This window comes from Streptococcus mitis (assembly GCF_003942695.1).
Taxonomy (GTDB): Bacteria; Bacillota; Bacilli; order Lactobacillales; family Streptococcaceae; genus Streptococcus; species Streptococcus mitis_BD.
This window is the reverse complement of record NZ_RJNU01000009.1, coordinates 24,021-48,480: the sequence shown is the minus strand read 5'-3', so window position 1 is coordinate 48,480 and position 24,460 is coordinate 24,021. Positions and strand designations below refer to the sequence as shown.

Annotated in this window: 28 protein-coding genes; 27 read left to right on the top strand and 1 reads right to left on the bottom strand. The window is 42.8% G+C overall.

Going from position 1 to position 24,460, the window contains the following annotated elements; all coding sequences use genetic code 11:
• From D8852_RS07345 to D8852_RS07295, 11 genes are all read left to right on the top strand, one after another.
• Positions 1-2,013 (top strand): DUF859 family phage minor structural protein, encoded by a 2,013-nt coding sequence (locus D8852_RS07345; protein WP_125425277.1) that lies wholly within the window; start codon positions 1-3, stop codon positions 2,011-2,013.
• Positions 2,014-2,025: 12 nt separating this feature from the next.
• On the top strand, positions 2,026-2,631 hold the full coding sequence (locus D8852_RS07340; RefSeq protein WP_125425276.1) for a DUF1366 domain-containing protein: 606 nt from the start codon (positions 2,026-2,028) through the stop codon (positions 2,629-2,631).
• A gap of 9 nt (positions 2,632-2,640) precedes the next feature.
• On the top strand, positions 2,641-3,057 hold the full coding sequence (locus D8852_RS07335; protein ID WP_125425275.1) for a phage holin family protein: 417 nt from the start codon (positions 2,641-2,643) through the stop codon (positions 3,055-3,057).
• Between the two features lies 1 nt (position 3,058).
• On the top strand, positions 3,059-3,337 hold the full coding sequence (locus D8852_RS07330) for a phage holin (RefSeq protein ID WP_125425274.1): 279 nt from the start codon (positions 3,059-3,061) through the stop codon (positions 3,335-3,337).
• 3 nt (positions 3,338-3,340) lie between these two features.
• Positions 3,341-4,327, top strand: coding sequence for an N-acetylmuramoyl-L-alanine amidase (locus tag D8852_RS07325; RefSeq protein WP_125425273.1), 987 nt, complete (start codon positions 3,341-3,343; stop codon positions 4,325-4,327).
• 287 nt (positions 4,328-4,614) lie between these two features.
• Positions 4,615-5,058: a dUTP diphosphatase gene (locus D8852_RS07320; protein ID WP_125425272.1), complete on the top strand. Its 444-nt coding sequence runs from the start codon at positions 4,615-4,617 to the stop codon at positions 5,056-5,058.
• Between the two features lies 1 nt (position 5,059).
• Entirely contained in the window at positions 5,060-5,575 is a 516-nt protein-coding gene (locus D8852_RS07315; protein ID WP_185755598.1) for a histidine phosphatase family protein, read from the top strand.
• A 13-nt stretch (positions 5,576-5,588) separates the two neighbouring features.
• Positions 5,589-6,950: a DNA repair protein RadA gene (gene radA, locus D8852_RS07310; protein WP_125425270.1), complete on the top strand. Its 1,362-nt coding sequence runs from the start codon at positions 5,589-5,591 to the stop codon at positions 6,948-6,950.
• A 72-nt stretch (positions 6,951-7,022) separates the two neighbouring features.
• Entirely contained in the window at positions 7,023-7,517 is a 495-nt protein-coding gene (locus D8852_RS07305; RefSeq protein WP_004246703.1) for a beta-class carbonic anhydrase, read from the top strand.
• Between the two features lie 214 nt (positions 7,518-7,731).
• On the top strand, positions 7,732-8,700 hold the full coding sequence (locus D8852_RS07300) for a ribose-phosphate diphosphokinase (RefSeq protein ID WP_125425268.1): 969 nt from the start codon (positions 7,732-7,734) through the stop codon (positions 8,698-8,700).
• Between the two features lie 119 nt (positions 8,701-8,819).
• The gene (locus D8852_RS07295) at positions 8,820-9,257 is read left to right on the top strand and encodes a CoA-binding protein (protein ID WP_042900072.1); all 438 of its coding nucleotides are present in this window, start codon (positions 8,820-8,822) and stop codon (positions 9,255-9,257) included.
• Between the two features lie 31 nt (positions 9,258-9,288).
• Here the strand turns inward: D8852_RS07295 and D8852_RS07290 are convergent, their stop codons facing one another.
• Positions 9,289-10,299: a YeiH family protein gene (locus D8852_RS07290; protein WP_125425267.1), complete on the bottom strand. Its 1,011-nt coding sequence runs from the start codon at positions 10,297-10,299 to the stop codon at positions 9,289-9,291.
• A 151-nt stretch (positions 10,300-10,450) separates the two neighbouring features.
• Here D8852_RS07290 and D8852_RS07285 point away from each other — a divergent pair, with 151 nt between their 5' ends.
• From D8852_RS07285 to D8852_RS07215, 16 genes are all read left to right on the top strand, one after another.
• The gene (locus tag D8852_RS07285; RefSeq protein WP_125425266.1) at positions 10,451-11,620 is read left to right on the top strand and encodes a pyridoxal phosphate-dependent aminotransferase; all 1,170 of its coding nucleotides are present in this window, start codon (positions 10,451-10,453) and stop codon (positions 11,618-11,620) included.
• Positions 11,617-12,387: a DNA repair protein RecO gene (gene recO, locus D8852_RS07280; protein ID WP_038804304.1), complete on the top strand. Its 771-nt coding sequence runs from the start codon at positions 11,617-11,619 to the stop codon at positions 12,385-12,387. The genes D8852_RS07285 and recO overlap by 4 nt, the downstream gene beginning before the upstream one ends.
• Positions 12,384-13,376 (top strand): phosphate acyltransferase PlsX, encoded by a 993-nt coding sequence (plsX, locus tag D8852_RS07275; protein ID WP_125425265.1) that lies wholly within the window; start codon positions 12,384-12,386, stop codon positions 13,374-13,376. The genes recO and plsX overlap by 4 nt, the downstream gene beginning before the upstream one ends.
• Positions 13,377-13,380: 4 nt before the next feature.
• Complete coding sequence (locus tag D8852_RS07270; RefSeq protein ID WP_125416426.1) at positions 13,381-13,617, top strand: acyl carrier protein; 237 nt, start codon at positions 13,381-13,383, stop codon at positions 13,615-13,617.
• A 328-nt stretch (positions 13,618-13,945) separates the two neighbouring features.
• Positions 13,946-14,089, top strand: a complete 144-nt coding sequence (locus D8852_RS07265; RefSeq protein WP_038806548.1) for a class IIb bacteriocin, lactobin A/cerein 7B family — start codon at positions 13,946-13,948, stop codon at positions 14,087-14,089.
• Between the two features lie 15 nt (positions 14,090-14,104).
• Entirely contained in the window at positions 14,105-14,263 is a 159-nt protein-coding gene (locus D8852_RS07260; RefSeq protein WP_038804301.1) for a class IIb bacteriocin, lactobin A/cerein 7B family, read from the top strand.
• A gap of 13 nt (positions 14,264-14,276) precedes the next feature.
• Positions 14,277-14,453, top strand: a complete 177-nt coding sequence (locus D8852_RS10035; protein WP_185755597.1) for a hypothetical protein — start codon at positions 14,277-14,279, stop codon at positions 14,451-14,453.
• Positions 14,454-14,644: 191 nt separating this feature from the next.
• Complete coding sequence (locus D8852_RS10030; protein ID WP_185755596.1) at positions 14,645-14,800, top strand: hypothetical protein; 156 nt, start codon at positions 14,645-14,647, stop codon at positions 14,798-14,800.
• A 38-nt stretch (positions 14,801-14,838) separates the two neighbouring features.
• The gene (locus tag D8852_RS10190; RefSeq protein WP_125416428.1) at positions 14,839-15,060 is read left to right on the top strand and encodes a bacteriocin immunity protein; all 222 of its coding nucleotides are present in this window, start codon (positions 14,839-14,841) and stop codon (positions 15,058-15,060) included.
• Positions 15,061-15,131: 71 nt separating this feature from the next.
• Positions 15,132-15,320, top strand: a complete 189-nt coding sequence (locus D8852_RS07250) for a hypothetical protein (RefSeq protein WP_000808741.1) — start codon at positions 15,132-15,134, stop codon at positions 15,318-15,320.
• A 24-nt stretch (positions 15,321-15,344) separates the two neighbouring features.
• Positions 15,345-15,554, top strand: a complete 210-nt coding sequence (locus D8852_RS07245; RefSeq protein WP_000869802.1) for a hypothetical protein — start codon at positions 15,345-15,347, stop codon at positions 15,552-15,554.
• Between the two features lie 324 nt (positions 15,555-15,878).
• Positions 15,879-16,073 carry a hypothetical protein gene (locus D8852_RS10185; protein WP_125416430.1) on the top strand — a complete coding sequence of 65 codons (195 nt, stop codon included), beginning with the start codon at positions 15,879-15,881 and terminating at the stop codon, positions 16,071-16,073.
• Between the two features lie 165 nt (positions 16,074-16,238).
• Positions 16,239-18,392, top strand: a complete 2,154-nt coding sequence (comA, locus tag D8852_RS07230; protein ID WP_125425264.1) for a peptide cleavage/export ABC transporter ComA — start codon at positions 16,239-16,241, stop codon at positions 18,390-18,392.
• 12 nt (positions 18,393-18,404) lie between these two features.
• On the top strand, positions 18,405-19,754 hold the full coding sequence (comB, locus tag D8852_RS07225) for a competence pheromone export protein ComB (protein WP_125425263.1): 1,350 nt from the start codon (positions 18,405-18,407) through the stop codon (positions 19,752-19,754).
• Positions 19,755-19,921: 167 nt separating this feature from the next.
• Positions 19,922-20,629, top strand: coding sequence for a phosphoribosylaminoimidazolesuccinocarboxamide synthase (gene purC / locus D8852_RS07220; RefSeq protein WP_125425262.1), 708 nt, complete (start codon positions 19,922-19,924; stop codon positions 20,627-20,629).
• Between the two features lie 37 nt (positions 20,630-20,666).
• On the top strand, positions 20,667-24,392 hold the full coding sequence (locus D8852_RS07215; protein WP_125425261.1) for a phosphoribosylformylglycinamidine synthase: 3,726 nt from the start codon (positions 20,667-20,669) through the stop codon (positions 24,390-24,392).
• Positions 24,393-24,460 lie beyond the last annotated feature (68 nt).

Below are 24,460 nucleotides of genomic sequence, written 5' to 3'. Positions count from 1 at the left end.
ATGGCTAAATTTAGTAACTCAAGTGGGAGCTTGTATCTCAATGTTTATGTAGACCAAGGCTCTCAGAGTATCACAGCTAACACATCAACCGTCAACTGGAGGATGACAGTCAGTCGTACAGGCGCCTATTACACTCATAACCATCAAGGAGACAGTACTTTGTCTCTCAATTTAGACGGTCGAAACGTGCATTACAGCTACCCAACGTGGGAAACATCAGGCGAGGAGTACACTCTTGCTAGTGGGTCAAGTACAATCAGCCACAATGCGGATGGGACTAAGACCTTACCTATATCATGCACGTTCAATCCAAATAATGGCCTGCATGGGACTATCACAGTATCAGCAAGTCTTAGCCTGACGACTATACCACGCTCTAGCTCTGTAATCGTGAGCGCTGGAGTTATTGGTAGTTCGGTTACTATTAACGTCAACCGCCAAAGCTCCAGTTTTAAGCATACAGTGCGCTATGCCTGGGCTGGCAAGTCAGGAACGATTGCAACGAATGTAGACACATCCGCTACATGGATAATCCCTGTGGATTTTGCTAATGATATACCTAACTCAGCGAGTGGGACTGGGACAGTCTATGTAGATACCTACTCAGGCTCTACCAAGACTGGAACACAGTCCACTACATTCACGGCAAGCGTGCCAGCAAATGTAAAACCCACATTTTCAGGGGTTACACTGTCAGATTTGAATGGTGCAGCTCAAAACCTCATCCCAAACGGGAACACGTTCATCCAGGTAATATCTAACATCAAAGTAGCGTTTAATGGCGCAGTCGGCTCCTACGGCTCGTCTATCACTGGATACTATGCTGAAATCGTTGGCAAAAACCAGTCCACAAGTTCAAACGGTGGCAGTCTTGGCATCATGAACTATCACGGCACCATCAAAATCAGAGCTAGTGTCTCTGACAGCCGTGGCCGTTGGTCTGACACTAGAGAGGTATCTGTAACCGTGCTTGAGTATTTCGCCCCTGCTCTTAGCTTTAGTATTGCTAGAACAGGCTCAACCTCTAGCACACTAACAGTTACACGAAATGCCAAGATAGCGCCTCTGACTGTCTCAGGAAGTCAAAAAAACTCAATGAGATTGACTTTCAAGGTTGCAAGGCTTGGGACTACTAACTTTCAAGTGGACTCAGGGTCAGCTACTGGATCCTGGACAAGTATCTCAAACCTAGTCAATTCACAGGCTAATCTTGCTGGCAATTATCTAGCTAATCAGTCGTGGGTTGTAATCGGAACGCTTGAGGACAAATTCACTCGTACTGATTTCATGGTCAACGTGGCCACGGAAAGCGTGGTTTTGTCTTATGACAGGTCAGGTATTGGGGTCAACAAAATCAGGGAGCAAGGCGCTCTTGATGTCAAGGGCAACATCTACGCAGACAACAAGCCCATACAGCAGCATCAGCTGACACAAAATGGAGGATACTCTTTAAACGCTGAGAGAGATTGGAATGACTATATCAATGCGGGTCTGTATATGGGTTGCAATCTATCAAATTCTCCTCAAGGTGGGAACGGCTGGAAACATGTTCAAGTTTTGAAACATAACGATAATTGGGTAGTGCAAGTAGCTTATGACTTCTCAGGGCAAGTAGTTTCTGTTCGTTCAAAAACAAACGGGACCTGGAACGCTTGGAAGAAACTTGCAACACACGATGATGTGACAAGACTAACTCAAGCCACACCTTGGCAAAATGCCAATTTACAAAATGGGTGGAGCCATCATAGAGATTATGGAAATGTCCAATTTTCAAAAACATTTGACGGTATTGTTTATTTAAAAGGTACTTGTAAAGGCGGAAAGACTACCCGTGAGTCAATTATCTTTACTTTGCCTGAAAATTTCAGACCATCTACAACGCTATTCAAAACCGCTTTAAACAATGACTATGGCCCTGCCGTTGTCGGGATCTATCCGAGCGGTAACGTAGTCGTAAAGGGAAACATTGACGAAAAATGGTTAAACCTAGACAACGTATCTTTCAAAATTTAAAAAGGAGAAAGCATGAAATTAGAATACGGTTCAAAATCACAAGAATTTGATGCGAGCGGAACAGCATCAGCTACCAAGGTCACGCTAGTCAATGCAGACAGTGCTATCGTGCCAATTTTCTTACCAGCTGACAAAATCAGCTTGTCCAATACTGAACTTTTTGAGTTAGCTCTTGAGGCTCTTTACCAGGAAAACTTTCCTTTGCGTGCCGAAAAGGAGAAATTCAACCAGGTAGAGGCGCAGCTCAAGCAAAATAAAGAAATGGCAACTAAGGTAGAGCAAGCGACAGTAGAGAATAAGGAAAACCTCGACATGGTGTCAGCTATCACTGAGGTCTTGAGTGCCGTGGTAGTATCTCAAAATGGTGGCATGCCGACCTTTGCCTATGTAAAGGTAGCAAATTTCATCAAACCGCTTGCTAAGGACAAACGTTACAACAACGGAGACATCATTGCCATGCCTTATCCGTTTGACACTAATCCGAAATGGCCAAAGGGCACGCTGACCATTTTCAAGTTCCAGATGCAGGCCACAGAGGGCTACACTTGGAAAGAGCAGTTGCTATCTGATATGCTTCAGCAAGGTGTGCTTACTGTGGTCATGCCACGTATCGATTAAGGGGGATATATGCAAATCGAATTTTTCAATTTTTTAAGAAGTGTCGTCCAGACTGAGGACGGACTGGTCTTGTACGCTCTAGCTTTGATTGTCTCAATGGAAATCATCGATTTCTTGACAGGGACAATTGCTGCTATCGCAAACCCTGACATCGAGTATAAGAGCAAAATCGGCATCAATGGGCTCCTTCGAAAGATTTTAGGGGTGCTCTTGCTGATGATCCTTATTCCGATGTCCGTGCTCTTGCCTGAAAAGACAGGCTTCGCATTCTTGTACTCGATTTATCTTGGGTACATCGCATTTACTTTTCAATCATTGATTGAAAACTACCGTAAATTAAAAGGAAATGTTACTCTTTTTCAGCCAATTTTAAAAGCGTTTCAACGATTGCTTGAAAAAGATGAAGATAAAAATAAAGGAGAATAACATGATTAATTGGAAAGTACGTTTTAGCTTAAAAAATAAAACATTCTTATTGCGAGTGGCATTTGCTTTAGCTTTGCCAATTCTGGCCTATTTCAATCTAAAACTAGAAGATTTGGTTAGTTGGGAAGTTATTTTAGACTTGCTTGGTAAATTCTTTGCGAACCCTTATCTTGTGGGGTTGACGATTGTAAATATCCTAAATATCATTCCAGACCCAACAACTAAAGGGCTAACTGACAGCAAGCAAGCACTTGGGTACGAAAATCCAAAGGAGGATTAAACGATGGTCAAAATCATTAATAATTCAATCTTTAGTGGTATCGCTGGCTCACGTCCGACTGAGAAGCCAAAATACTACATCATGCACAATGATGCTGGTTCTATGAGTGCCGAAAGCTATGTAAACTGGTTGCAATCTCGATACGATAACGGCCAGTCTGAGCTTGGCTTCGCTCATTACTACATCACTCGTGATGCAATCGCTCGCGTTGAAGATACATATAATGGCACTTGGTCTGCAGCGAACTATGATGCTAACATGAACTCTATCAGTTATGAAGTTTGTCAGCAACTCAGCGCAACAGATGCTGAGTTTATCGAAAACGAAAACATGGTATTGCGTCAAATGGCCGAGGATATGACTTATTATGGTGATACTCCAAATTATAGCAACATCAAGTTTCATAACGAGTTTTCAAGCACCTCATGCCCTGCTCGTTCTTTGGAGTTGCACGGTGGCTATAATGACAGCTTGCGTGACTATGTGATTGCTAAAATCAAGCACTATCAGTCACTCGGTTCAACTGTTCAAGAAATGCTTGCAAAAGAAGGCAATCAAGAAGGTTGGAAAAAGAATGCGACTGGTTGGTGGTATGTCAACGCAGATGGTTCTTATCCTGCTAATAGCTGGCAGAAGATTGACGATGTCTGGTATTGCTTTGACAGCAATGGCTACATGAAGGCTAACTCATGGCACAAGCACACAGACGGATATTGGTACTACTTGCTCCCAAGTGGTGCAATGGCCACTGGTTGGGCGCTCATCGCTAACAAGTGGTACTACTTCAAAGAAACTGGGGCAATGGCCACTGGATGGGTTAAGTACAAAGACCACTGGTACTACCTCGACGTTAAGGATGGCGATATGAAATCCAAACAATTCATTAAGTCGGCAGATGGTACAGGTTGGTACTACCTTAACTCAGACGGCACAATGGCTGACAAGCCAGAATTCACAGTTGAGCCGGATGGGCTCATCACTACAAAATAAAACGAAAGGAAAACTTTCAAAATAGATTACACAAAACCGCAGGAAATAACCCGCGGTTTTATTGTTTGCTCAAAAGGGGCAAAAAAGGGGCAAAAATGCTGTAAAATGTCGTTAGTCCACGTAAGAATCTTGTATATGATTATTATTTTTACTTGATTTTAGTGCATGTTGTAAATGATTGTATCGTAGCGTATCTTCATAAGTTGTTGTGTGCTCTTTTTTCGTGCTTTTTTCGAATAAATAAGATAAAATAGCCTAGAATAAATGATTATAGAAAAGAGAAAAATATGAAAATTCGTGGTTTTGAATTGATTTCGAGTTTTACAGATAAAAATTTGCTACCGAAGCGTGAGACAGCGCATGCAGCTGGTTATGATTTAAAGGTTGCGGAACGCACTGTTATTGCTCCAGGAGAGATTGTCTTGGTTCCGACAGGTGTTAAGGCCTACATGCAGCCAACAGAAGTTCTCTATCTTTATGATCGTTCTTCAAATCCTCGTAAGAAGGGTCTGGTCTTGATCAACTCTGTTGGCGTTATTGATGGGGATTATTATGGAAATCCTGGAAATGAGGGACATATTTTTGCGCAGATGAAAAACATTACTAATCAGGAAGTGGTTCTTGAAGTTGGGGAACGTGTGGTTCAGGCTGTCTTTGCACCATTTTTAATCGCAGATGGAGATGAGGCAGACGGCGTGCGGACTGGTGGTTTTGGATCAACAGGACACTAGGATGAAAATCATCTTTGTACGTCACGGGGAGCCAGATTACCGTGAGTTAGAGGAACGTTCTTATACAGGTTTTGGGATGGATTTGGCTCCCTTATCTGAGAAGGGACGACAACAAGCTCAGGAACTTTGCCAAAATCCCTTGCTACAATCAGCTAACCTACTAGTGACTTCAGCAGTAACGCGAGCTTTAGAAACGGCTTCTTATGTTTCTTGTGCTACTGGACTTCCTTTGAGAGTGGAGCCTATGTTACACGAATGGCAGGTCTATGAAGCAGGCATAGAAAACTTCGAAAAAGCTAGATGTCTGTTTTTAGAAAACAAGGGGGAGTTACTTCCTAATAGCCCTATTCAATATGAGACAGCTACGGAGATGAAGTCTCGATTTCTAGAATCTATGGCTAAGTATCGAGATTACCAGACCGTGATAGTGGTAACTCACAACATGCTCATACGTCAATTTGTGCCAAATGAGAAGATTGATTTTTGCCAAGTGATTGAGTGTGAGATAGAGATTTAGAAAGAGGTTTATTATCGCAAAGAAAAAAGCGACATTTGTATGTCAAAATTGTGGGTATAATTCCCCTAAATATCTGGGACGTTGTCCCAACTGTGGGTCTTGGTCTTCTTTTGTAGAAGAGGTTGAGGTTGCCGAGGTCAAGAATGAACGTGTATCCTTGACAGGGGAGAAAACCAAGCCCATGAAACTGGCTGAGGTGACTTCGATCAATGTCAATCGAACAAAGACGGAGATGGAGGAATTCAACCGTGTACTTGGAGGCGGAGTGGTACCAGGGAGTCTCGTCCTTATCGGTGGGGATCCAGGAATCGGGAAATCAACCCTTCTCCTACAAGTTTCAACCCAGCTGTCTCAAGTGGGTACGGTTCTCTATGTCAGTGGGGAGGAGTCTGCCCAGCAGATTAAGTTACGGGCAGAGCGCTTGGGAGATATTGATAGTGAGTTTTATCTCTATGCAGAGACCAATATGCAGAGTGTTCGCGTAGAAGTAGAAAGAATTCAGCCAGACTTCCTCATTATTGACTCCATCCAGACTATTATGTCTCCTGAGATTTCAGGGGTGCAGGGGTCTGTGTCTCAGGTGCGTGAGGTGACGGCTGAGCTTATGCAACTGGCTAAGACTAATAACATTGCCATTTTTATCGTAGGGCATGTGACTAAGGAAGGAACCTTGGCTGGTCCGCGTATGTTGGAGCACATGGTAGATACGGTACTTTACTTTGAAGGGGAGCGCCACCATACCTTCCGTATCCTGAGAGCAGTCAAAAACCGTTTTGGTTCCACTAATGAGATTGGCATCTTTGAGATGCAGTCAGGTGGATTGGTTGAGGTGCTCAATCCGAGTCAAGTTTTCCTAGAAGAGCGTTTGGATGGGGCTACTGGTTCATCAATCGTGGTAACTATGGAAGGAACTCGTCCGATTTTGGCGGAGGTACAGGCTTTGGTAACACCGACCATGTTTGGGAATGCCAAGCGTACTACGACAGGTCTTGACTTCAATCGTGCGAGTCTGATTATGGCTGTTTTGGAAAAACGAGCAGGGCTTCTCTTGCAAAATCAGGATGCTTATCTCAAATCTGCTGGTGGCGTCAAATTGGATGAACCTGCGATTGACTTGGCTGTTGCGGTTGCCATTGCTTCGAGCTACAAAGACAAGCCTACCAATCCTCAGGAATGTTTTGTGGGAGAACTTGGTTTGACGGGAGAGATCCGGCGCGTGAATCGTATCGAGCAACGCATCAATGAAGCGGCAAAACTGGGCTTTACCAAGATTTATGTACCCAAGAATTCCTTGACAGGAATCACTCCACCCAAAGAAATTGAGGTCATTGGTGTGACAACGATTCAGGAAGTTTTGAAAAAGGTCTTTGCATAATCCGTGACAAATCCTCTTAAAAATGATAAGATAGGAGAAATGTTTGATGATCAAATTTTTAAGGGGGAAATCGTGTCGTATTTTGAACAGTTTATGCAAGCCAATCAGGCTTATGTTGCCCTTCATGGGAAATTAAATTTGCCACTTAAGCCGAAAACAAGAGTAGCAATTGTGACCTGTATGGACTCACGGCTACACGTCGCGCAAGCTCTGGGTCTGGCACTTGGAGATGCCCATATCTTGCGGAATGCGGGTGGTCGAGTAACTGAGGACATGATTCGTTCACTGGTGATTTCCCAGCAACAAATGGGGACAAGAGAAATCGTGGTGCTTCACCATACGGACTGTGGAGCTCAAACCTTTCAAAATGAAAGTTTTCATGAACATTTGAAGCACGAGCTCGGAGTTGATGTATCTGATCAAGATTTTTTACCATTCCAGGATGTTGAAGAGAGTGTGAGAGAGGATATGCAATTACTTCGAGAATCTCCACTGATTCCTGATGATGTGGTTATTTCAGGTGCTGTCTATGATGTGGATACAGGTAGTATGAGAGAAGTATACTAACTTTGTCTTGAAAAAATCTCATCCTAGCATAAAATCGATTGTTAAAATGTAGGGTTTTCAGTTTCAATATAGCTAATATAAAATAGCATAAAGCAAGGGTATAAATGTTTGCTCTTGTTTTATTTTTGATTGAAAAATAAAGGAAAAAGCGCTACAATGGTAAATGGAAAATGTTGTGTAAAAAACAAGTGATACATAAATACCGGAGGAAATCATGTCTTTTTCTGATTTAAAGCTGTTTGCCCTTTCTTCTAATAGAGAATTGGCAGAGCGTGTGGCGAAAGAAATTGGGATAGAGTTGGGGAAATCAAGTGTTCGCCAATTTTCAGATGGGGAGATTCAGGTCAACATCGAAGAATCAATCCGTGGAAAACACGTCTTTATCCTACAATCAACTAGCTCACCTGTAAATGACAATCTACTCGAAATTTTGATCATGGTAGATGCCTTGAAGCGTGCCAGTGCAGAATCTGTCAATGTTGTTATGCCCTACTATGGCTATGCACGTCAGGATAGAAAAGCGAGAGCGCGTGAGCCAATCACTTCAAAACTTGTTGCAAACATGCTAGAAGTTGCTGGGGTAGATCGTTTGTTGACGATTGATTTGCATGCTGCACAGATTCAGGGATTCTTTGATATTCCTGTAGATCACTTGATGGGTGCTCCTTTGATTGCGGACTATTTTGAACGTCGTGGTATGGTTGGCTCTGACTATGTCGTTGTCAGTCCAGACCATGGTGGGGTGACTCGTGCTCGTAAATTGGCAGAGTTTTTGAAAACTCCGATTGCGATTATTGACAAGCGTCGTAGTGTGGACAAGATGAATACCAGTGAAGTGATGAACATCATTGGTAAGGTAGAAGGTAAGACTTGTATCTTGATTGACGACATGATCGATACAGCTGGAACCATCTGTCATGCAGCGGATGCTCTTGCTGAAGCAGGTGCTGTTGAAGTTTACGCAAGCTGTACGCACCCAGTACTTTCTGGTCCTGCTATGGATAATATCCAAAAATCAGCTATTAAGAAATTGGTTGTTTTGGATACTATCTACCTACCAGAAGAGCGTTTGATTGATAAGATTGAACAAATTTCGATTGCTCATCTTCTGGGTGATGCTATTGTCCGTATCCATGAAAAACGCCCTCTTTCTCCATTATTTAGTATCGAGAAAAAAATCTAAACTTTCACTTGAAGTAGACAGAACTCCTAGCAGGTTTCTTTTCTTGCTAGGAGATTTTTGTAGTCAAAATCTGCAAGCCTTTTCAAAATGTGCTATACTGAGAAAAAAGGAGGATTTCTATGAGCCAAGAATTTATCAATCCAAGTGATGGTGTGATCCGTCAGTATCTAGCAACCAGTAAAACGTTAGCGGTAGTGGGTTTGTCTGACCGTGAAGAAACAACTAGCAATCGAGTGACCAAGGAAATGCAGGCTCGGGGCTATAAAATCATTCCAGTTAATCCCAAGGCTGCAGGTGGGGAAATCTTGGGAGAAAAGGCTTACGCCAGCCTAGCTGAGATTCCTTTTCCTGTGGACATTGTCAATGTATACCGACGGAGCGAGTTTTTACCAGATGTGGCGCGTGATTTTCTCAAGGCTGATGCTAAGATTTTCTGGGCGCAATTAGGACTTGAAAATCTAGAAGCGGAAGAAATCTTGCGTGCTGGAGGATGCGATGACATCGTGATGAATCGCTGTATTAAGAGAGAACATACTCGCTTAATTGAGGAAGCATAAGAAAAAGGTAGCCAGTAGGCTACTTTTTGTATTATAAAGTACCAATCAATGCCTGCATGCCAAGACTGGTGAGGATGATGGCAATCCAGCAAAGGGCTCCAAGGAGAATGGATTTTCCGCTGGATTTGACCATGGCTACTAGATTTGTTTTGAGACCGATGGCACTCATGGCCATGATAATGAGGAATTTGGAGAGTTGTTTGAGAGGGGTAAAGAAGTTACTGGACACACCGAGAGAGGTAAGGAGAGTCGTTAAGAGAGAGGCCAGGATGAAATAAAGGATAAAAAGTGGGAAGACTTTTTTTAGTTGGAAATCTTGGCTGTTTTTTTGCTGGCGACTTTGCCAGTAGGAGAGAAAGAGAGTGATGGGAATGATTGCTAAGGTGCGCGTGAGTTTAACAATGGTTGCGGATTCGAGGGTATTTGTCTGGTAAAGACTATCCCAAGCACTAGCTGTGGCCGTTACAGAAGAAGTATCGTTGACCGCAGTTCCTGCAAAGAGGGCGAAGCCGTCATTGGATAGGTGAAGCCAGGTTCCTAGGGTTGGAAAGATGAGCGCAGCCAAGACATTGAAGAAAAAGATAACGGAAATGGCTTGGGCGACTTCTTTTTCCTTGGCATGGATAACGGGCGCTGTCGCTGCAATGGCAGAGCCACCACAGATAGAAGAACCCACTCCAACCAAGATAGCCAGTTTTGTATCCAGTGCAAAGAAGCGCTGGAAGAGGTAGGCAATAATCAGGGCTATTGAAATGGTGGAGAGGATAACAGGGAGTGAAGATTGCCCAACTGCGAAGACTTGCGAGATATTGAGACCAAAACCAAGCAAGACAACGGCATATTGGAGTAATTTTTTAGAACTAAAGGTCAATCCAGCATCCAGTTGTTTATAGGATGAGAGAAAGGGATTTAGGAGCATTCCTATGAAAATGGCAAAAACGGGTGCGCCAATGACAGGAAAGAATCCTCCTAAGTACCAAGATACGATAGAAATGAGAAGGCAGGCAAAGATGCCTGCTCCATTTTTTGATAAAAATGACATATAAACCTCCGAAAATAAGCATTTATTATTATACTCCTGTCGAGAAGAAAAGTAAAACAGAAAGTGAAAAATGCAGGTTTCAGATGGATTTTGCGGTCAGGGAGCTTTTGTAGTATAATAGTACTATGTTCTGTAAGCAAGGGGGATATCTATGGACTTAACCAAGAGCTTTAATAAACAGTTAGACAAGATTCAAGTTTCCTTGATTCGCCAGTTTGATCAGGCTATTTCGGAGATTCCTGGGGTCTTGCGTTTGACCTTGGGGGAACCTGATTTTACAACGCCAGATCATGTCAAGGAGGCAGCCAAGCGAGCCATTGACCAGAACCAATCCTACTATACAGGGATGAGCGGTTTACTGACCTTGCGCCAGGCTGCTAGCGACTTTGTAAAAGAAAAATACCAGCTAGATTATAATCCTGAAAATGAAATTTTGGTTACAATTGGGGCGACAGAGGCTTTATCTGCTACTTTGACAGCTATTTTGGAAGAGGGGGACAAGGTGCTCTTGCCAGCTCCTGCCTATCCAGGATATGAGCCGATTGTCAATCTAGTTGGGGCAGAGATTGTCGAGATTGATACAACTGAAAATGGTTTTGTCTTGACTCCTGAGATGTTGGAAAAGGCCATTTTGGAGCAAGGGGATAAGCTCAAGGCAGTTATTCTCAACTATCCAGCCAATCCGACAGGAATTACCTATAGTCGGGAGCAGTTGGAAGCCTTGGCAGACGTTTTACGCAAGTATGAGATTTTTGTTGTCTGTGATGAGGTTTACTCAGAATTAACCTATACAGGCGAAGCCCATGTATCTCTAGGAACGATGCTGAGAGACCAGGCTATTATAATTAATGGCTTGTCTAAATCGCATGCTATGACTGGTTGGCGTTTAGGCTTTATCTTTGCTCCTGCGGCTTTCACAGCTCAGTTAATCAAGAGTCACCAGTATTTGGTTACTGCTGCAAATACTATGGCTCAACATGCTGCGGTGGAAGCCTTGACCGCTGGTAAAAACGATGCAGAGCCTATGAAGAAGGAATACATCCAGCGTCGAGATTATATCATCGAAAAGATGGCTGCTCTTGGTTTTGAGATTATCAAACCAGACGGTGCCTTCTATATCTTTGCTAAGATTCCAGCGGGCTACAATCAAGACTCCTTTGCTTTTCTGAAGGATTTTGCTCAGAAGAAGGCCGTTGCCTTTATCCCTGGTGCCGCCTTTGGACGTTACGGAGAAGGCTATGTGCGTCTGTCTTATGCAGCCAGCATGGAAACGATCAGAGAGGCCATGAAACGACTTGAGGAGTACATGAGAGAAGCATGATCCAGTCTATCACGAGTCAAGGTCTCGTACTCTACAATCGTAACTTTCGTGAGGATGACAAGCTAGTCAAAATTTTTACCGAGCAGGCTGGTAAGCGCATGTTTTTCGTCAAACACGCTGGTCAGTCCAAACTAGCTCCGGTTATTCAGCCCTTGGTGTTGGCACGATTTCTCTTGCGAATCAATGATGACGGGCTTAGCTATATTGAGGACTATCATGAGGTCATGACCTTTCCCAAGATTAATAGTGATCTCTTTGTCATGGCTTATGCGACCTATGTTGCTGCTCTTGCAGATGCTAGTTTGCAGGATAACCAGCAGGATGCTCCCTTGTTTGCTTTTTTGCAAAAGACTTTGGAGTTGATGGAAGAGGGTTTGGATTATCAGGTTTTGACCAATATTTTTGAAATTCAAATCTTGACCCGATTTGGGATTAGCCTTAATTTTAATGAGTGTATCTTTTGCCATCGGGTTGGTCAGGCCTTTGACTTTTCTTTTAAATATGGAGCCTGCCTCTGTCCAGAGCATTATCATGAGGATGAGAGACGTTGCCATCTGAATCCCAATATCCCTTATCTTCTCAATCAATTTCAAGCCATTGATTTTGAGACCTTGGAGACCATTTCGCTCAAGCCTGAAATCAAGCAAGACTTGCGCAAGTTTATAGATCAAATCTACGAAGAGTATGTTGGAATTCACCTAAAATCAAAGAAATTCATTGATTCCCTGGCAGACTGGGGACAATTACTAAAAGAGGAAGACAAATGAAAAAAATTGCAGTAGATGCTATGGGGGGCGATTACGCACCTCAAGCCATCGTTGAGGGTGTCAACCAAGCCCTTGCTGACTTTTCAGATATTGAGATTCAACTCTACGGAGATGAAAGCAAGATCAAGCAATATCTAACAGCGACAGAGCGTGTCAGCGTTATTCATACGGATGAGAAAATTGACTCAGACGATGAGCCGACAAAAGCTATTCGTAAGAAGAAAAATGCCAGCATGGTATTAGCGGCCAAGGCTGTCAAAGAGGGGGAAGCAGACGCTGTCCTCTCAGCTGGGAACACAGGTGCCTTGTTGGCTGCAGGATTCTTCATTGTGGGTCGTATCAAAAATATCGATCGTCCAGGACTCATGTCTACCTTGCCGACCATTGATGGCAAAGGGTTTGATATGCTAGATCTCGGTGCCAATGCGGAAAATACAGCCCATCATCTGCACCAATACGCTGTCCTAGGTTCCTTCTATGCGAAAAATGTTCGTGGGATTTCGAAACCGCGTATTGGTTTGCTCAACAATGGAACAGAAAGCAGCAAGGGAGATCCGCTTCGTAAGGAAACATACGACTTGCTAGTAGCTGATGAAAGTTTGAACTTTGTCGGAAACGTGGAAGCGCGTGATCTGATGAATGGCGTTGCGGATGTTGTCGTAACAGATGGTTTCACGGGAAACGCTGTTCTCAAATCCATCGAAGGGACCGCTATGGGAATCATGGGCTTGCTTAAGACAGCTATCACAGGTGGTGGCCTTCGAGCGAAGTTAGGTGCTCTTCTTCTTAAGGATAGCCTTAGAGGTTTGAAAACACAGCTTAACTATTCAGATGTTGGTGGGGCAGTCTTGTTTGGTGTCAAAGCACCTGTTGTTAAGACCCATGGTTCAAGTGACGCCAAGGCTGTGTACAGTACGATTCGCCAGATTCGTACCATGCTCGAAACAGACGTAGTTGCTCAGACTGCGCGTGAATTTTCAGGAGAATAAAAAGATGACAGAAAAAGAAATTTTTGACCGTGTTGTAACCATTATCCAAGAGCGACAGGGAGAAGACTTTGTCGTGACAGAAGCCTTGAGTTTGAAAGATGACCTAGATGCGGACTCAGTGGACTTGATGGAGTTCGTCTTGACACTAGAAGATGAATTCGGAATTGAAATCAGTGATGAGGAAATTGACCAACTGCAAAGTGTAGCAGATGTGGTCAGAACTATTAAAGGTAAGATATAGCAAAAAGCAACATGCAAGTCATGTTGTTTTTTTGTTTGCAGAAAAAAGAAAAATGTTAAAATTTTTTGTAGAGATTGCGAATAAAGAGATAAGAAAGAAAAAAGGAGGAACGTTTATGTACGTGACCGGTTTTTATCCGTGGTTCATTAAGTGGTTTTTAAAATAAAAATGAATGAATTGTTCATTTTCGAATTGTTTTTCGAATAGATAGGTAAGAAGAAAAGGAAGGAGAGAAAAAATGATTTCAGTTATTTTTCCAATCTGGATTTTAAAATGGTTTAAAGCCTAGAAACCGTAAACTAAAAAATAGAAATAAAGGAGGAAAAAGATGGCAAATTTTGACAAAATGGAACAAAACTTTGTAGCTCTTACAGAAGAAGAGTTGATGGATGTGGATGGGGGTTCTGTTACTGCTGTGGTAGTAGGAGGTATCTTACTTATTGGCGGTATTGCTTGGGGATACTTTATGTGATAATAGGAGGATAAAATGAATATGAATAATTTAAATAATTGGACAGAGTTGACAGAAGACGAATTGATGAATACTGATGGAGGCGTGATCACAATAGCTACGATTGGTATTGGAGTGACTATTTTCCTTGGCGGTAGATTAATCGGGCAAGATTTAAAACGTAGGTTTGGATAAAAAGTGATTAGGTATGAAAAATCGAAAAAATTTAATAGGCGTACTTTTAATCATTTTTGGAGCACTCTGTGTGCTGGGTGATTTAAATGTAATTCCCTTTAAAGTTGATCAGTATGTAGGCTCAGAATTATGGATTCCAATCCTTATTTTAATGATGAGTTATTTGGATTCAGGTAAAGACAAGGTTTAAAGAGAACTATTGTTAGTGTGTGGCAAATACTATTGAATAGTCATCTTTTAGTTACTACCAATAAAAAATGGAGAAATAAATGAAGATTTCAGAAGAATTTGCAGTAATTATTATATCAGCTTCAGGAATAGTAGGGCTTTTGGTTGGAGTAGCTATTGGATTAGCCAGTATTATTTAAAAAGGAGAGAGAAATGAAAAAAATGGATGAAAAATTCGATATCATGACAGAAGCAGACTTATCTGTTACTGAGGGAGGCTTCATTGTTACTACTTCCACAGCAATAGCTTGGGGTGTATTAGGAGTAGCTTCTTATATGTATGGGCGTTATCTAGGAAGTAGACGCTAAGCTAAAAATTTGGGATAAAGTATGTAGGGAAATTAACCATGAATCACAACCTTAATCTCAATACATTGTTACCTAAACTAGCCACTATAGTTCCTTTGTTGGCAATAGCTCTTAATCTCGCGCTCCATGTGATTCGTACAGGTTCATTAGTATCCTTTGATTGGCAATGGACTTTAGTTGGCTTGCTTGCTTCGGGCTATTTTGGTATTTTTTGCAAAGATTTGTCAAAAGATAATCAAAACTATAAAAGATCAATCTGAATGAAAAGGATTTTGTGCATGTGAATGGCGGAGTTTTTCCGCCTTTCTTATCAGGTAAATAGGAGTCTACCATGAAACAATTCTTATTAGGATTTGCTGAGGGGTATTTTATCGTATCGCTTATTATCTACATCGTAACGTATTTGATTTTGAAAAATCCGATCAATACCCTATTTTATCCAGAAACCTATCCGATTCTGCTTGGGTTGTTTTATGTAGGATACAAGTACAAAACAAAAGAAAGCAAGATTGGAAATTGATGGACTATCAGATTGGAGTTTGGGATGAAAGTTGTTCAATTACTACGCAAAGCTTGGCTAGAGACCACTGTATTATTTAGCTCGATGGCTTATCTAATTATTAGAATCGTAGCTGATGTAAACAAAATAAATCTACCTACATGGTTTGAATATTTTGATATACCTACGATTTCATTATTCTTGATGACCTTTATCTTACTTTATAGAAGTGAAGAAAAAGATAACAAACGATGACAACATGAGTCTGATCTCTGTAGCTCCAGCATAAAATAAATCTTGGAGTGTTAGACCAATGAACCATAATCTGCATTTAGTGAGGAAGGTGTCCGTATGTTAAAAAAGAAGTGATCTTATTAGGGGGTCTTCTACTAGTACGCATTGTACTTTCTATCCTTCAAGTTTTAATGGACTATAGGCTATTACCAGGGAAGTATAGTGTAAATTTCATGGAAGTCTCAGACTTATTCTCTTATCCCCTACTTCTTTTAATCATTTACATAGCGGTAAAATACCATACTATTCTCAAAAGAGAAAGTAAAGAAAGTAATGAGAACCGAAATGAATAAGATTTTAAAATCCTTCATTGTATTTATTTTTCTATTTTTAATGAATATTCTCATCTTTACGATACTAGCAACTCTTGGATTTCAGGTGACAATGAGTGAAAGTAGTTATCTGGTACCACCTGTGTTTTCGTTTATCGTTTTATACACCATTCACAAAAGAAGTGGGAAAGGTAAGAAATCTTTGTAATTGAATGATCTAGGCAGGACACTTGTTCTGCCTATTTGCTTTGACTAAAAGTGCTGTTCAGGTATGAATATTGTTTTTTCAGAAATAATTTTCCGATTTCTTCTTCGTTTGGTTAAAATAATCTTACAAAGTTTTTAAGAGATTGTTAGAAAAAAGGAGATGGATATGAAATTTGGGAAAAGACACTATCGTCCTCAGGTGGATCAGATGGACTGCGGTGTAGCTTCATTAGCCATGGTCTTTGGCTACTACGGCAGTTATTACTCCTTGGCTCATCTACGAGAGTTGGCCAAGACGACCATGGATGGGACGACGGCTTTGGGCTTGGTCAAGGTGGCAGAGGAGATTGGCTTTGAGACGCGAGCGATCAAGGCGGATATGACGCTCTTTGACTTGCCAGATTTGACCTTTCCTTTTGTGGCTCATGTGCTCAAGGAAGGCAAATTGCTCCACTATTATGTGGTGATAGGTCAGGATAAGAAGACCATCCATATCGCTGATCCAGATCCTGGTGTCAAGCTGACCAAGATTTCCCGTGAGCGATTTGCGCAAGAGTGGACAGGGGTCAGTCTCTTTATGGCGCCATCTCCAGACTATAAACCTCATAAGGAGAAAAAACAGGGGCTCCTATCTTTCTTGCCCATCTTACTCAAACAGCGTGGCTTAATTACCAATATCGTCCTAGCGACACTCTTGGTAACCCTGATTAACATTGTAGGTTCTTATTATCTGCAGTCCATCATTGATAGTTACGTGCCAGACCAGATGCGATCGACGCTGGGTATTATCTCTATTGGGCTGGTCATCGTCTATATCCTCCAGCAGATTTTGTCCTACGCGCAGGAGTACCTCTTGCTGGTTCTTGGGCAACGCCTGTCAATTGATGTGATTTTGTCCTATATCAAGCATGTTTTTCACCTGCCAATGTCCTTTTTCGCGACACGCAGGACAGGAGAAATCGTGTCTCGTTTTACAGATGCCAACAGTATCATTGACGCGCTAGCGTCGACCATTTTGTCTATCTTTTTGGATGTGTCGACGATTTTGATTATCTCGCTGGTCTTGTTTTCACAAAATATGACACTCTTTTTCATTAGTCTGCTTGCCCTTCCCATCTATACGGTGATTATCTTTGCCTTTATGAAACCTTTTGAAAAGATGAATCGGGATACCATGGAAGCCAATGCGGTTCTGTCTTCTTCTATCATCGAGGACATCAACGGTATTGAGACCATTAAGTCTTTGACCAGTGAAAGTTCACGCTATCAAAAGATTGATAAGGAATTTGTAGTTTATCTGAAAAAATCCTTTACCTATAGTCGGGCAGAAAGCCAGCAAAAGGCACTGAAAAAAGTTGCCCAGCTCCTGCTCAATGTTGCCGTTCTCTGGATGGGAGCAGTTCTTGTCATGGATGGGAAAATGAGTTTGGGCCAACTGATTACCTATAATACTTTGCTTGTTTACTTTACCAATCCTTTGGAAAATATCATCAACCTACAAACCAAACTTCAGACAGCGCAGGTTGCCAATAATCGCTTAAATGAGGTTTATCTAGTAGCTTCGGAGTTTGAGGAGAAGAAAACGGTAGAAGATCTGAGCATGATGAAGGGAGAGATGACCTTCAAGCAGGTTCACTATAAGTATGGCTATGGTCGTGACGTCTTGTCGGATATCAATTTGACCATTCCGAAAGGATCTAAGATGGCTTTCGTGGGGATTTCAGGGTCGGGAAAGACCACCTTGGCCAAGATGATGGTTAATTTTTACGATCCAAGTCAGGGAGAGATTAGTCTGGGTGGTGTCAATCTCAATCAGATTGATAAAAAAGCTTTGCGCCAGTACATTAACTATCTGCCTCAACAGCCTTATGTCTTTAACGGGACGATTTTGGAGAATCTTCTCCTTGGAGCCAAGGAGGGGACGACACAGGAGGATGTTCTGCGAGCAGTCGAGTTAGCTGAGATTCGGGAAGATATTGAGCGCATGCCACTGAATTACCAGACAGAGTTGACTTCGGACGGAGCTGGAATTTCTGGCGGACAACGGCAGCGAATCGCTTTGGCGCGTGCTCTCTTGACGGATGCACCTGTCTTGATCTTGGATGAGGCAACTAGCAGTCTGGATATTTTGACAGAGAAGCGGATCGTGGATAATCTCATGGCTTTGGACAAGACCTTGATTTTCATCGCCCACCGCTTGACCATTGCTGAGCGGACAGAGAAAGTTGTTGTCTTGGATCAGGGCAAGATTGTCGAAGAAGGTACCCATGCAGACTTGCTTGCTCGAGGTGGATTTTACGCCTATTTGGTAAATAGCTAGAAAGAGGAGAAGATGCAACCAGAATTTTTAGAAAGTGCGGAGTTTTACCATCGTCGTTACCATAATTTTTCCAGTCGGGTGATTTTACCTATGTCACTTCTACTCGTGTTTTTACTGGGATTTGCAGTTTTTGCAGAGAAGGAGATTAGTTTGTCTACCAGAGCGACTGTCGAACCTAGTCGGATCATTGCCAATATCCAGTCGACTAGTAATCAACGCATTGTGGCCAATTATCTAGAAGAAAACAAACTAGTCAAGCAGGGTGATCTCCTTGTTCAGTACCAGCAAGGGGCAGAGGCTGTTCAGGTCGAAGCATACGCCAGTCAATTGGAGATGTTAAAGGATCAAAAAAAGCAGTTGGGGTATTTGCAATCCAGTTTGAAAGAGGGGAGTGATCAATTTCCAGAGGCGGATAAGTTTGGTTACCAAGAGATGTTTCGGGACTATCTCAGCCAAGCTAGTAGTCTTAGGAGTAATGTTTCTCAGCAAAATGCCAGCATTTCCTCTCAAAATGCGGCAGCAAGTCAGAGCCAAGCCGAGATTGGCAATCTTATCAGCCAAACAGAGGATAAAATCCGAGACTACAATACAGCTAAGTCAGCGATTGAAACAGGAGCTCAATTGGATAGTCAAAATGCGGCCTACTCTTTTTATCAGACCTATAAAAACCAAGCTGGAGAAGATCCGCAAGCTAAATCGCAAGTTATTGCACAGGTGGATGCACAAATTATCCAGCTAGAGTCTAGTTTAGCTACTTATCGTGTACAGTATGCGGGATCTGGAGCTCAACAAGCCTACGCAACGGGACTGGATAGTCAACTTGAATCCCTCAAGTCTCAGCAGCTAGTCAAAGTCGGCCAGGAATTAACTCTTTTGGATCAGAAAATTTTGGAGGCAGAGTCGGGTAAGAAAGTCCAAGGAGGTCTCCTAGATAAGGGGAAGATTACAGCAAGCGAGGATGGGGTACTTCACCTTAATCCTGAGACCAGTGATTCTACCATGGTTGCAGAAGGAACCCTGCTAGCCCAACTGTATCCGGTCTTAGAAAGAGAAGGCAAAACCAAACTCACAGCTTATCTCAGTTCAAAAGATGTTGCAAGGCTTAAGGTAGGTGATTCTGTTCGCTTTACTACAACCAAGGATGCCAACAAAGAGCTCGTTCTTGTTTCTGCGATTACGAATATTGATGCGACAGCCACCAAGACTGAAAAGGGAAATTTCTTTAAAATAGAGGCGGAGACAAGTCTGGCTCCTGAACAAGCAGAAGAGCTTCGCTACGGTTCAGAAGGACGTTTGACACTAATCACAGGAAAGAAAAGTTATCTGCGATACTACTTAGATCAATTTTTGAACAGAGAATAATGTTTGTTTTTAACGCGATATTATACTTTTAAAACTGTAAAATGTTTTGATTTTACAGTTTTTCTTAATATTAAAAAGAGGTATCTTCGCCTTCGTTCGCAAATTCTTGCTATTTTCGTTATTTTGTAGTAGAATGAAGTAAAGAAATACGAAAGGCGAACTTTAAAATGTCAAAAGAATTGATCTATTCGGGAAAAGCCAAGGATATCTATACAACTGAGGATGAAAATCTCATTATTTCAACTTACAAGGATCAGGCGACTGCCTTCAACGGTGTTAAGAAGGAGCAGATTGCGGGTAAAGGAGTCTTGAATAATCAGATTTCATCTTTTATTTTTGAGAAATTAAATGCTGCTGGTGTAGCGACTCATTTTGTGGAGAAGCTTTCAGATACAGAGCAACTCAATAAAAAGGTGGAAATCATTCCTTTGGAAGTCGTGCTTCGCAACTATACAGCTGGTTCTTTTTCAAAACGTTTTGGGGTGGAAGAGGGCATCGCCTTGGAGACTCCAATAGTCGAATTTTACTATAAAAATGATGATTTGGATGATCCCTTTATCAATGACGAGCATGTGAAATTCCTTAAAATTGCGGATGACCAGCAGATTGCTTACTTGAAGGAGGAAACCCGTCGTATCAATGAACTTTTGAAAGTCTGGTTTGCTGAGATTGGCCTTAAATTGATTGACTTTAAGCTAGAGTTCGGTTTTGACAAGGATGGTAAGATCATCTTGGCAGACGAATTTTCACCAGATAACTGCCGTCTGTGGGATGCAGATGGCAATCATATGGACAAGGATGTTTTCCGTCGTGGATTGGGAGAACTGACAGATGTTTATGAAGTTGTCTGGGAGAAGTTGCAGGAATTGAAATAATCTGTTTGCAAGAGCTGAAATAAAGGAATAAGAATTGATGGATAAACGTATTTTTGTTGAAAAAAAGGCTGATTTTCAGGTCAAGTCAGAGAGTTTGGTAAGAGAACTCCAGCACAACTTGGGACTGTCAACCCTGAAAAGTATCCGCATCGTGCAAGTTTATGATGTCTTTGATTTGGCTGAGGACTTGTTTGCGCCTGCAGAGAAACACATCTTCTCTGAGCAGGTGACCGACCATGTATTGGACGAAGCGGCTGTGCAAGCGGATCTTGCTAACTATGCTTTCTTTGCCATTGAAAGCCTGCCAGGGCAGTTTGACCAACGTGCAGCTTCTTCACAGGAAGCCTTGCTTTTGCTGGGAAGTTCGAGTGATGTGACGGTCAATACAGCCCAACTTTATCTGGTCAATAAAGATATTGATGCGACTGAGTTAGAGGCGGTCAAGAACTACTTGCTCAATCCAGTTGATTCTCGTTTCAAGGACATCACGACAGGGATTGCCAAGCAGGAATTTTCAGAGTCAGACAAGACTATTCCCAAATTGACTTTCTTTGAAAGCTATACAGCAGACGACTTTGCTCGCTACAAGGCTGAGCAAGGGATGGCCATGGAAGTGGATGATTTGCTCTTTATCCAAGACTACTTCAAGTCAATCGGGCGCGTGCCAACTGAGACGGAGCTCAAGGTTTTGGATACTTACTGGTCTGACCACTGCCGTCATACGACTTTTGAGACCGAGTTGAAACACATTGATTTCTCAGCTTCTAAATTCCAAAAGCAATTGCAAGCGACTTATGACAAGTATATTGCCATGCGTGATGAACTAGGTCGGTCTGAAAAGCCACAAACCTTGATGGATATGGCGACTATTTTTGGTCGTTATGAGCGTGCTAATGGTCGTTTAGACGATATGGAAGTGTCTGACGAAATCAATGCTTGCTCGGTCGAAATCGAAGTGGATGTTGATGGTATCAAGGAACCTTGGCTCCTCATGTTCAAAAACGAAACCCACAATCACCCAACGGAAATTGAGCCATTTGGTGGAGCGGCTACCTGTATCGGTGGCGCCATTCGTGACCCATTGTCAGGCCGTTCTTATGTTTACCAAGCCATGCGTATCTCAGGCGCGGGTGACATTACAGCGCCGATTTCAGAAACGCGCGCTGGGAAATTGCCACAACAGGTCATTTCTAAAACAGCGGCTCACGGTTATTCTTCGTATGGTAACCAAATTGGTCTGGCGACGACTTACGTTCGTGAGTACTTCCACCCAGGCTTTGTAGCCAAACGCATGGAGCTAGGTGCCGTTGTTGGGGCTGCTCCCAAGGGCAACGTTGTCCGTGAAAAACCTGAAGCGGGCGATGTGATTATCCTTCTTGGAGGCAAGACCGGCCGTGATGGTGTCGGTGGTGCAACGGGATCTTCTAAGGTTCAAACAGTTGAGTCTGTAGAGACTGCCGGTGCTGAGGTTCAAAAAGGGAATGCCATCGAAGAGCGCAAGATCCAACGCCTTTTCCGTAATGGCGATGTCACTCGTCTCATCAAGAAGTCCAATGACTTTGGAGCAGGGGGTGTCTGTGTGGCTATCGGTGAATTGGCAGATGGTCTTGAAATTGACCTTAACAAGGTTCCTCTTAAATACCAAGGCTTGAATGGTACAGAAATTGCCATCTCTGAATCACAAGAACGGATGGCGGTCGTGGTTCGTCCTGAAGATGTGGATGACTTCGTTGCGGAATGTAATAAAGAAAATATTGACGCGGTTGTTGTGGCAACAGTGACTGAAAAACCAAATCTTGTCATGCACTGGAATGGTGAAACCATTGTTGACTTGGAACGTCGTTTCCTTGATACAAACGGTGTGCGCGTGGTCGTTGATGCCAAGGTTGTGGACAAGGATGTCAAGCTTCCAGAAGAACGTACAACAAGCGCTGACACACTTGAAGCAGATACCCTTGCGGTTCTATCTGACCTCAACCATGCGAGTCAAAAAGGCTTGCAGACTATCTTTGACTGTTCGGTCGGTCGTTCAACGGTCAATCACCCACTTGGTGGTCGCTACCAACTCACACCAACTGAAGCTTCTGTGCAGAAATTACCAGTTCAGCACGGTGTGACGCATACTGCGTCTGTCATGGCACAAGGTTTCAACCCTTATGTGGCAGAATGGTCTCCATACCACGGTGCTGCCTATGCGGTTATCGAAGCAACCGCTCGTTTGGTTGCTGCTGGTGCAAACTGGTCTAAGGCTCGTTTCTCATACCAAGAATATTTCGAGCGTATGGACAAGCAAGCAGAGCGTTTCGGTCAGCCAGTAGCCGCCCTTCTAGGCTCTATCGAAGCACAAATCCAGCTTGGCTTGCCATCTATCGGTGGTAAGGACTCTATGTCTGGTACCTTTGAGGAATTAACCGTACCACCAACCTTGGTTGCCTTTGGGGTGACGACGGCGGATAGCCGTAAGGTGCTTTCTCCTGAGTTCAAATCTGCTGGTGAAAACATCTATTACATCCCAGGCCAAGCACTCTCTGCAGAGATTGATTTTGAACTTATTAAGTCTAATTTTGCTCAGTTTGAAGCCATTCAAAAGGCTCACAAAGTAACATCTGCATCAGCTGTCAAATATGGTGGTGTCGTTGAAAGCTTGGCTCTTGCTACCTTTGGGAACCATATCGGTGCAGAGGTGATCTTGCCTGAACTTGAAACAGCTTTGACAGCTCAATTGGGCGGATTTGTCTTCACATCTCCTGAAGAAATTGCTGGAGTAGAGAAGATTGGACAAACAAGCGCAGACTTTACACTCCTTGTCAACGGTGTGAAGCTAGATGGACACAAACTTGACAGTGCCTTCCAAGGGAAACTGGAAGAAGTTTACCCAACAGAATTTGCACAAGCCAAAGAACTGGACGAAGTTCCAGCTGTCGCTTCCGACGCAGTCATCAAAGCCAAGGAAACTATTGAAAAACCTGTGGTTTACATCCCAGTCTTCCCAGGAACCAACTCAGAATATGACTCAGCTAAGGCCTTCGAAAAAGAAGGTGCAGAGGTTAACTTGGTACCATTTGTGACCCTGAATGAAGAAGCCATTGTCAAGTCAGTTGAAACCATGGTTGACAATATCGGCAAGGCTAACATCCTCTTCTTTGCAGGTGGTTTCTCAGCTGCGGACGAGCCAGATGGATCAGCTAAATTTATTGTCAATATCCTGCTCAATGAAAAAGTGCGTGCAGCCATTGATGGCTTTATCGCTCGTGGGGGCTTGATTATCGGTATCTGTAATGGATTCCAGGCTCTAGTTAAATCAGGTCTTCTTCCATACGGAAACTTCGAGGATGCCAGCAGTACTAGTCCAACCCTCTTCTACAATGATGCCAACCAGCACGTGGCCAAGATGGTGGAAACTCGGATCGCCAATACCAACTCGCCATGGTTGGCTGGCGTGCAAGTGGGCGATATCCATGCTATCCCTGTTTCGCACGGTGAAGGGAAGTTTGTCGTGACAGCTGAGGAATTCGCAGAGCTTCGTGACAATGGTCAAATCTTTAGCCAATACGTTGACTTTGACGGCAAACCAAGTATGGATTCTAAGTACAATCCGAATGGTTCTGTAAATGCCATCGAAGGAATTACTAGCAAGAATGGCCAGATTATCGGTAAGATGGGACACTCAGAACGTTATGAAGACGGTCTCTTCCAAAACATCCCAGGAAATAAAGACCAGCACCTGTTCGCATCGGCGGTTCAATACTTTACTGGAAAGTAAGATTTGCGGTTTTTTCGATAGACAATATCCGTAATGTAAAAGCCATGTAGCTCTAGCTCTTGGTGCTA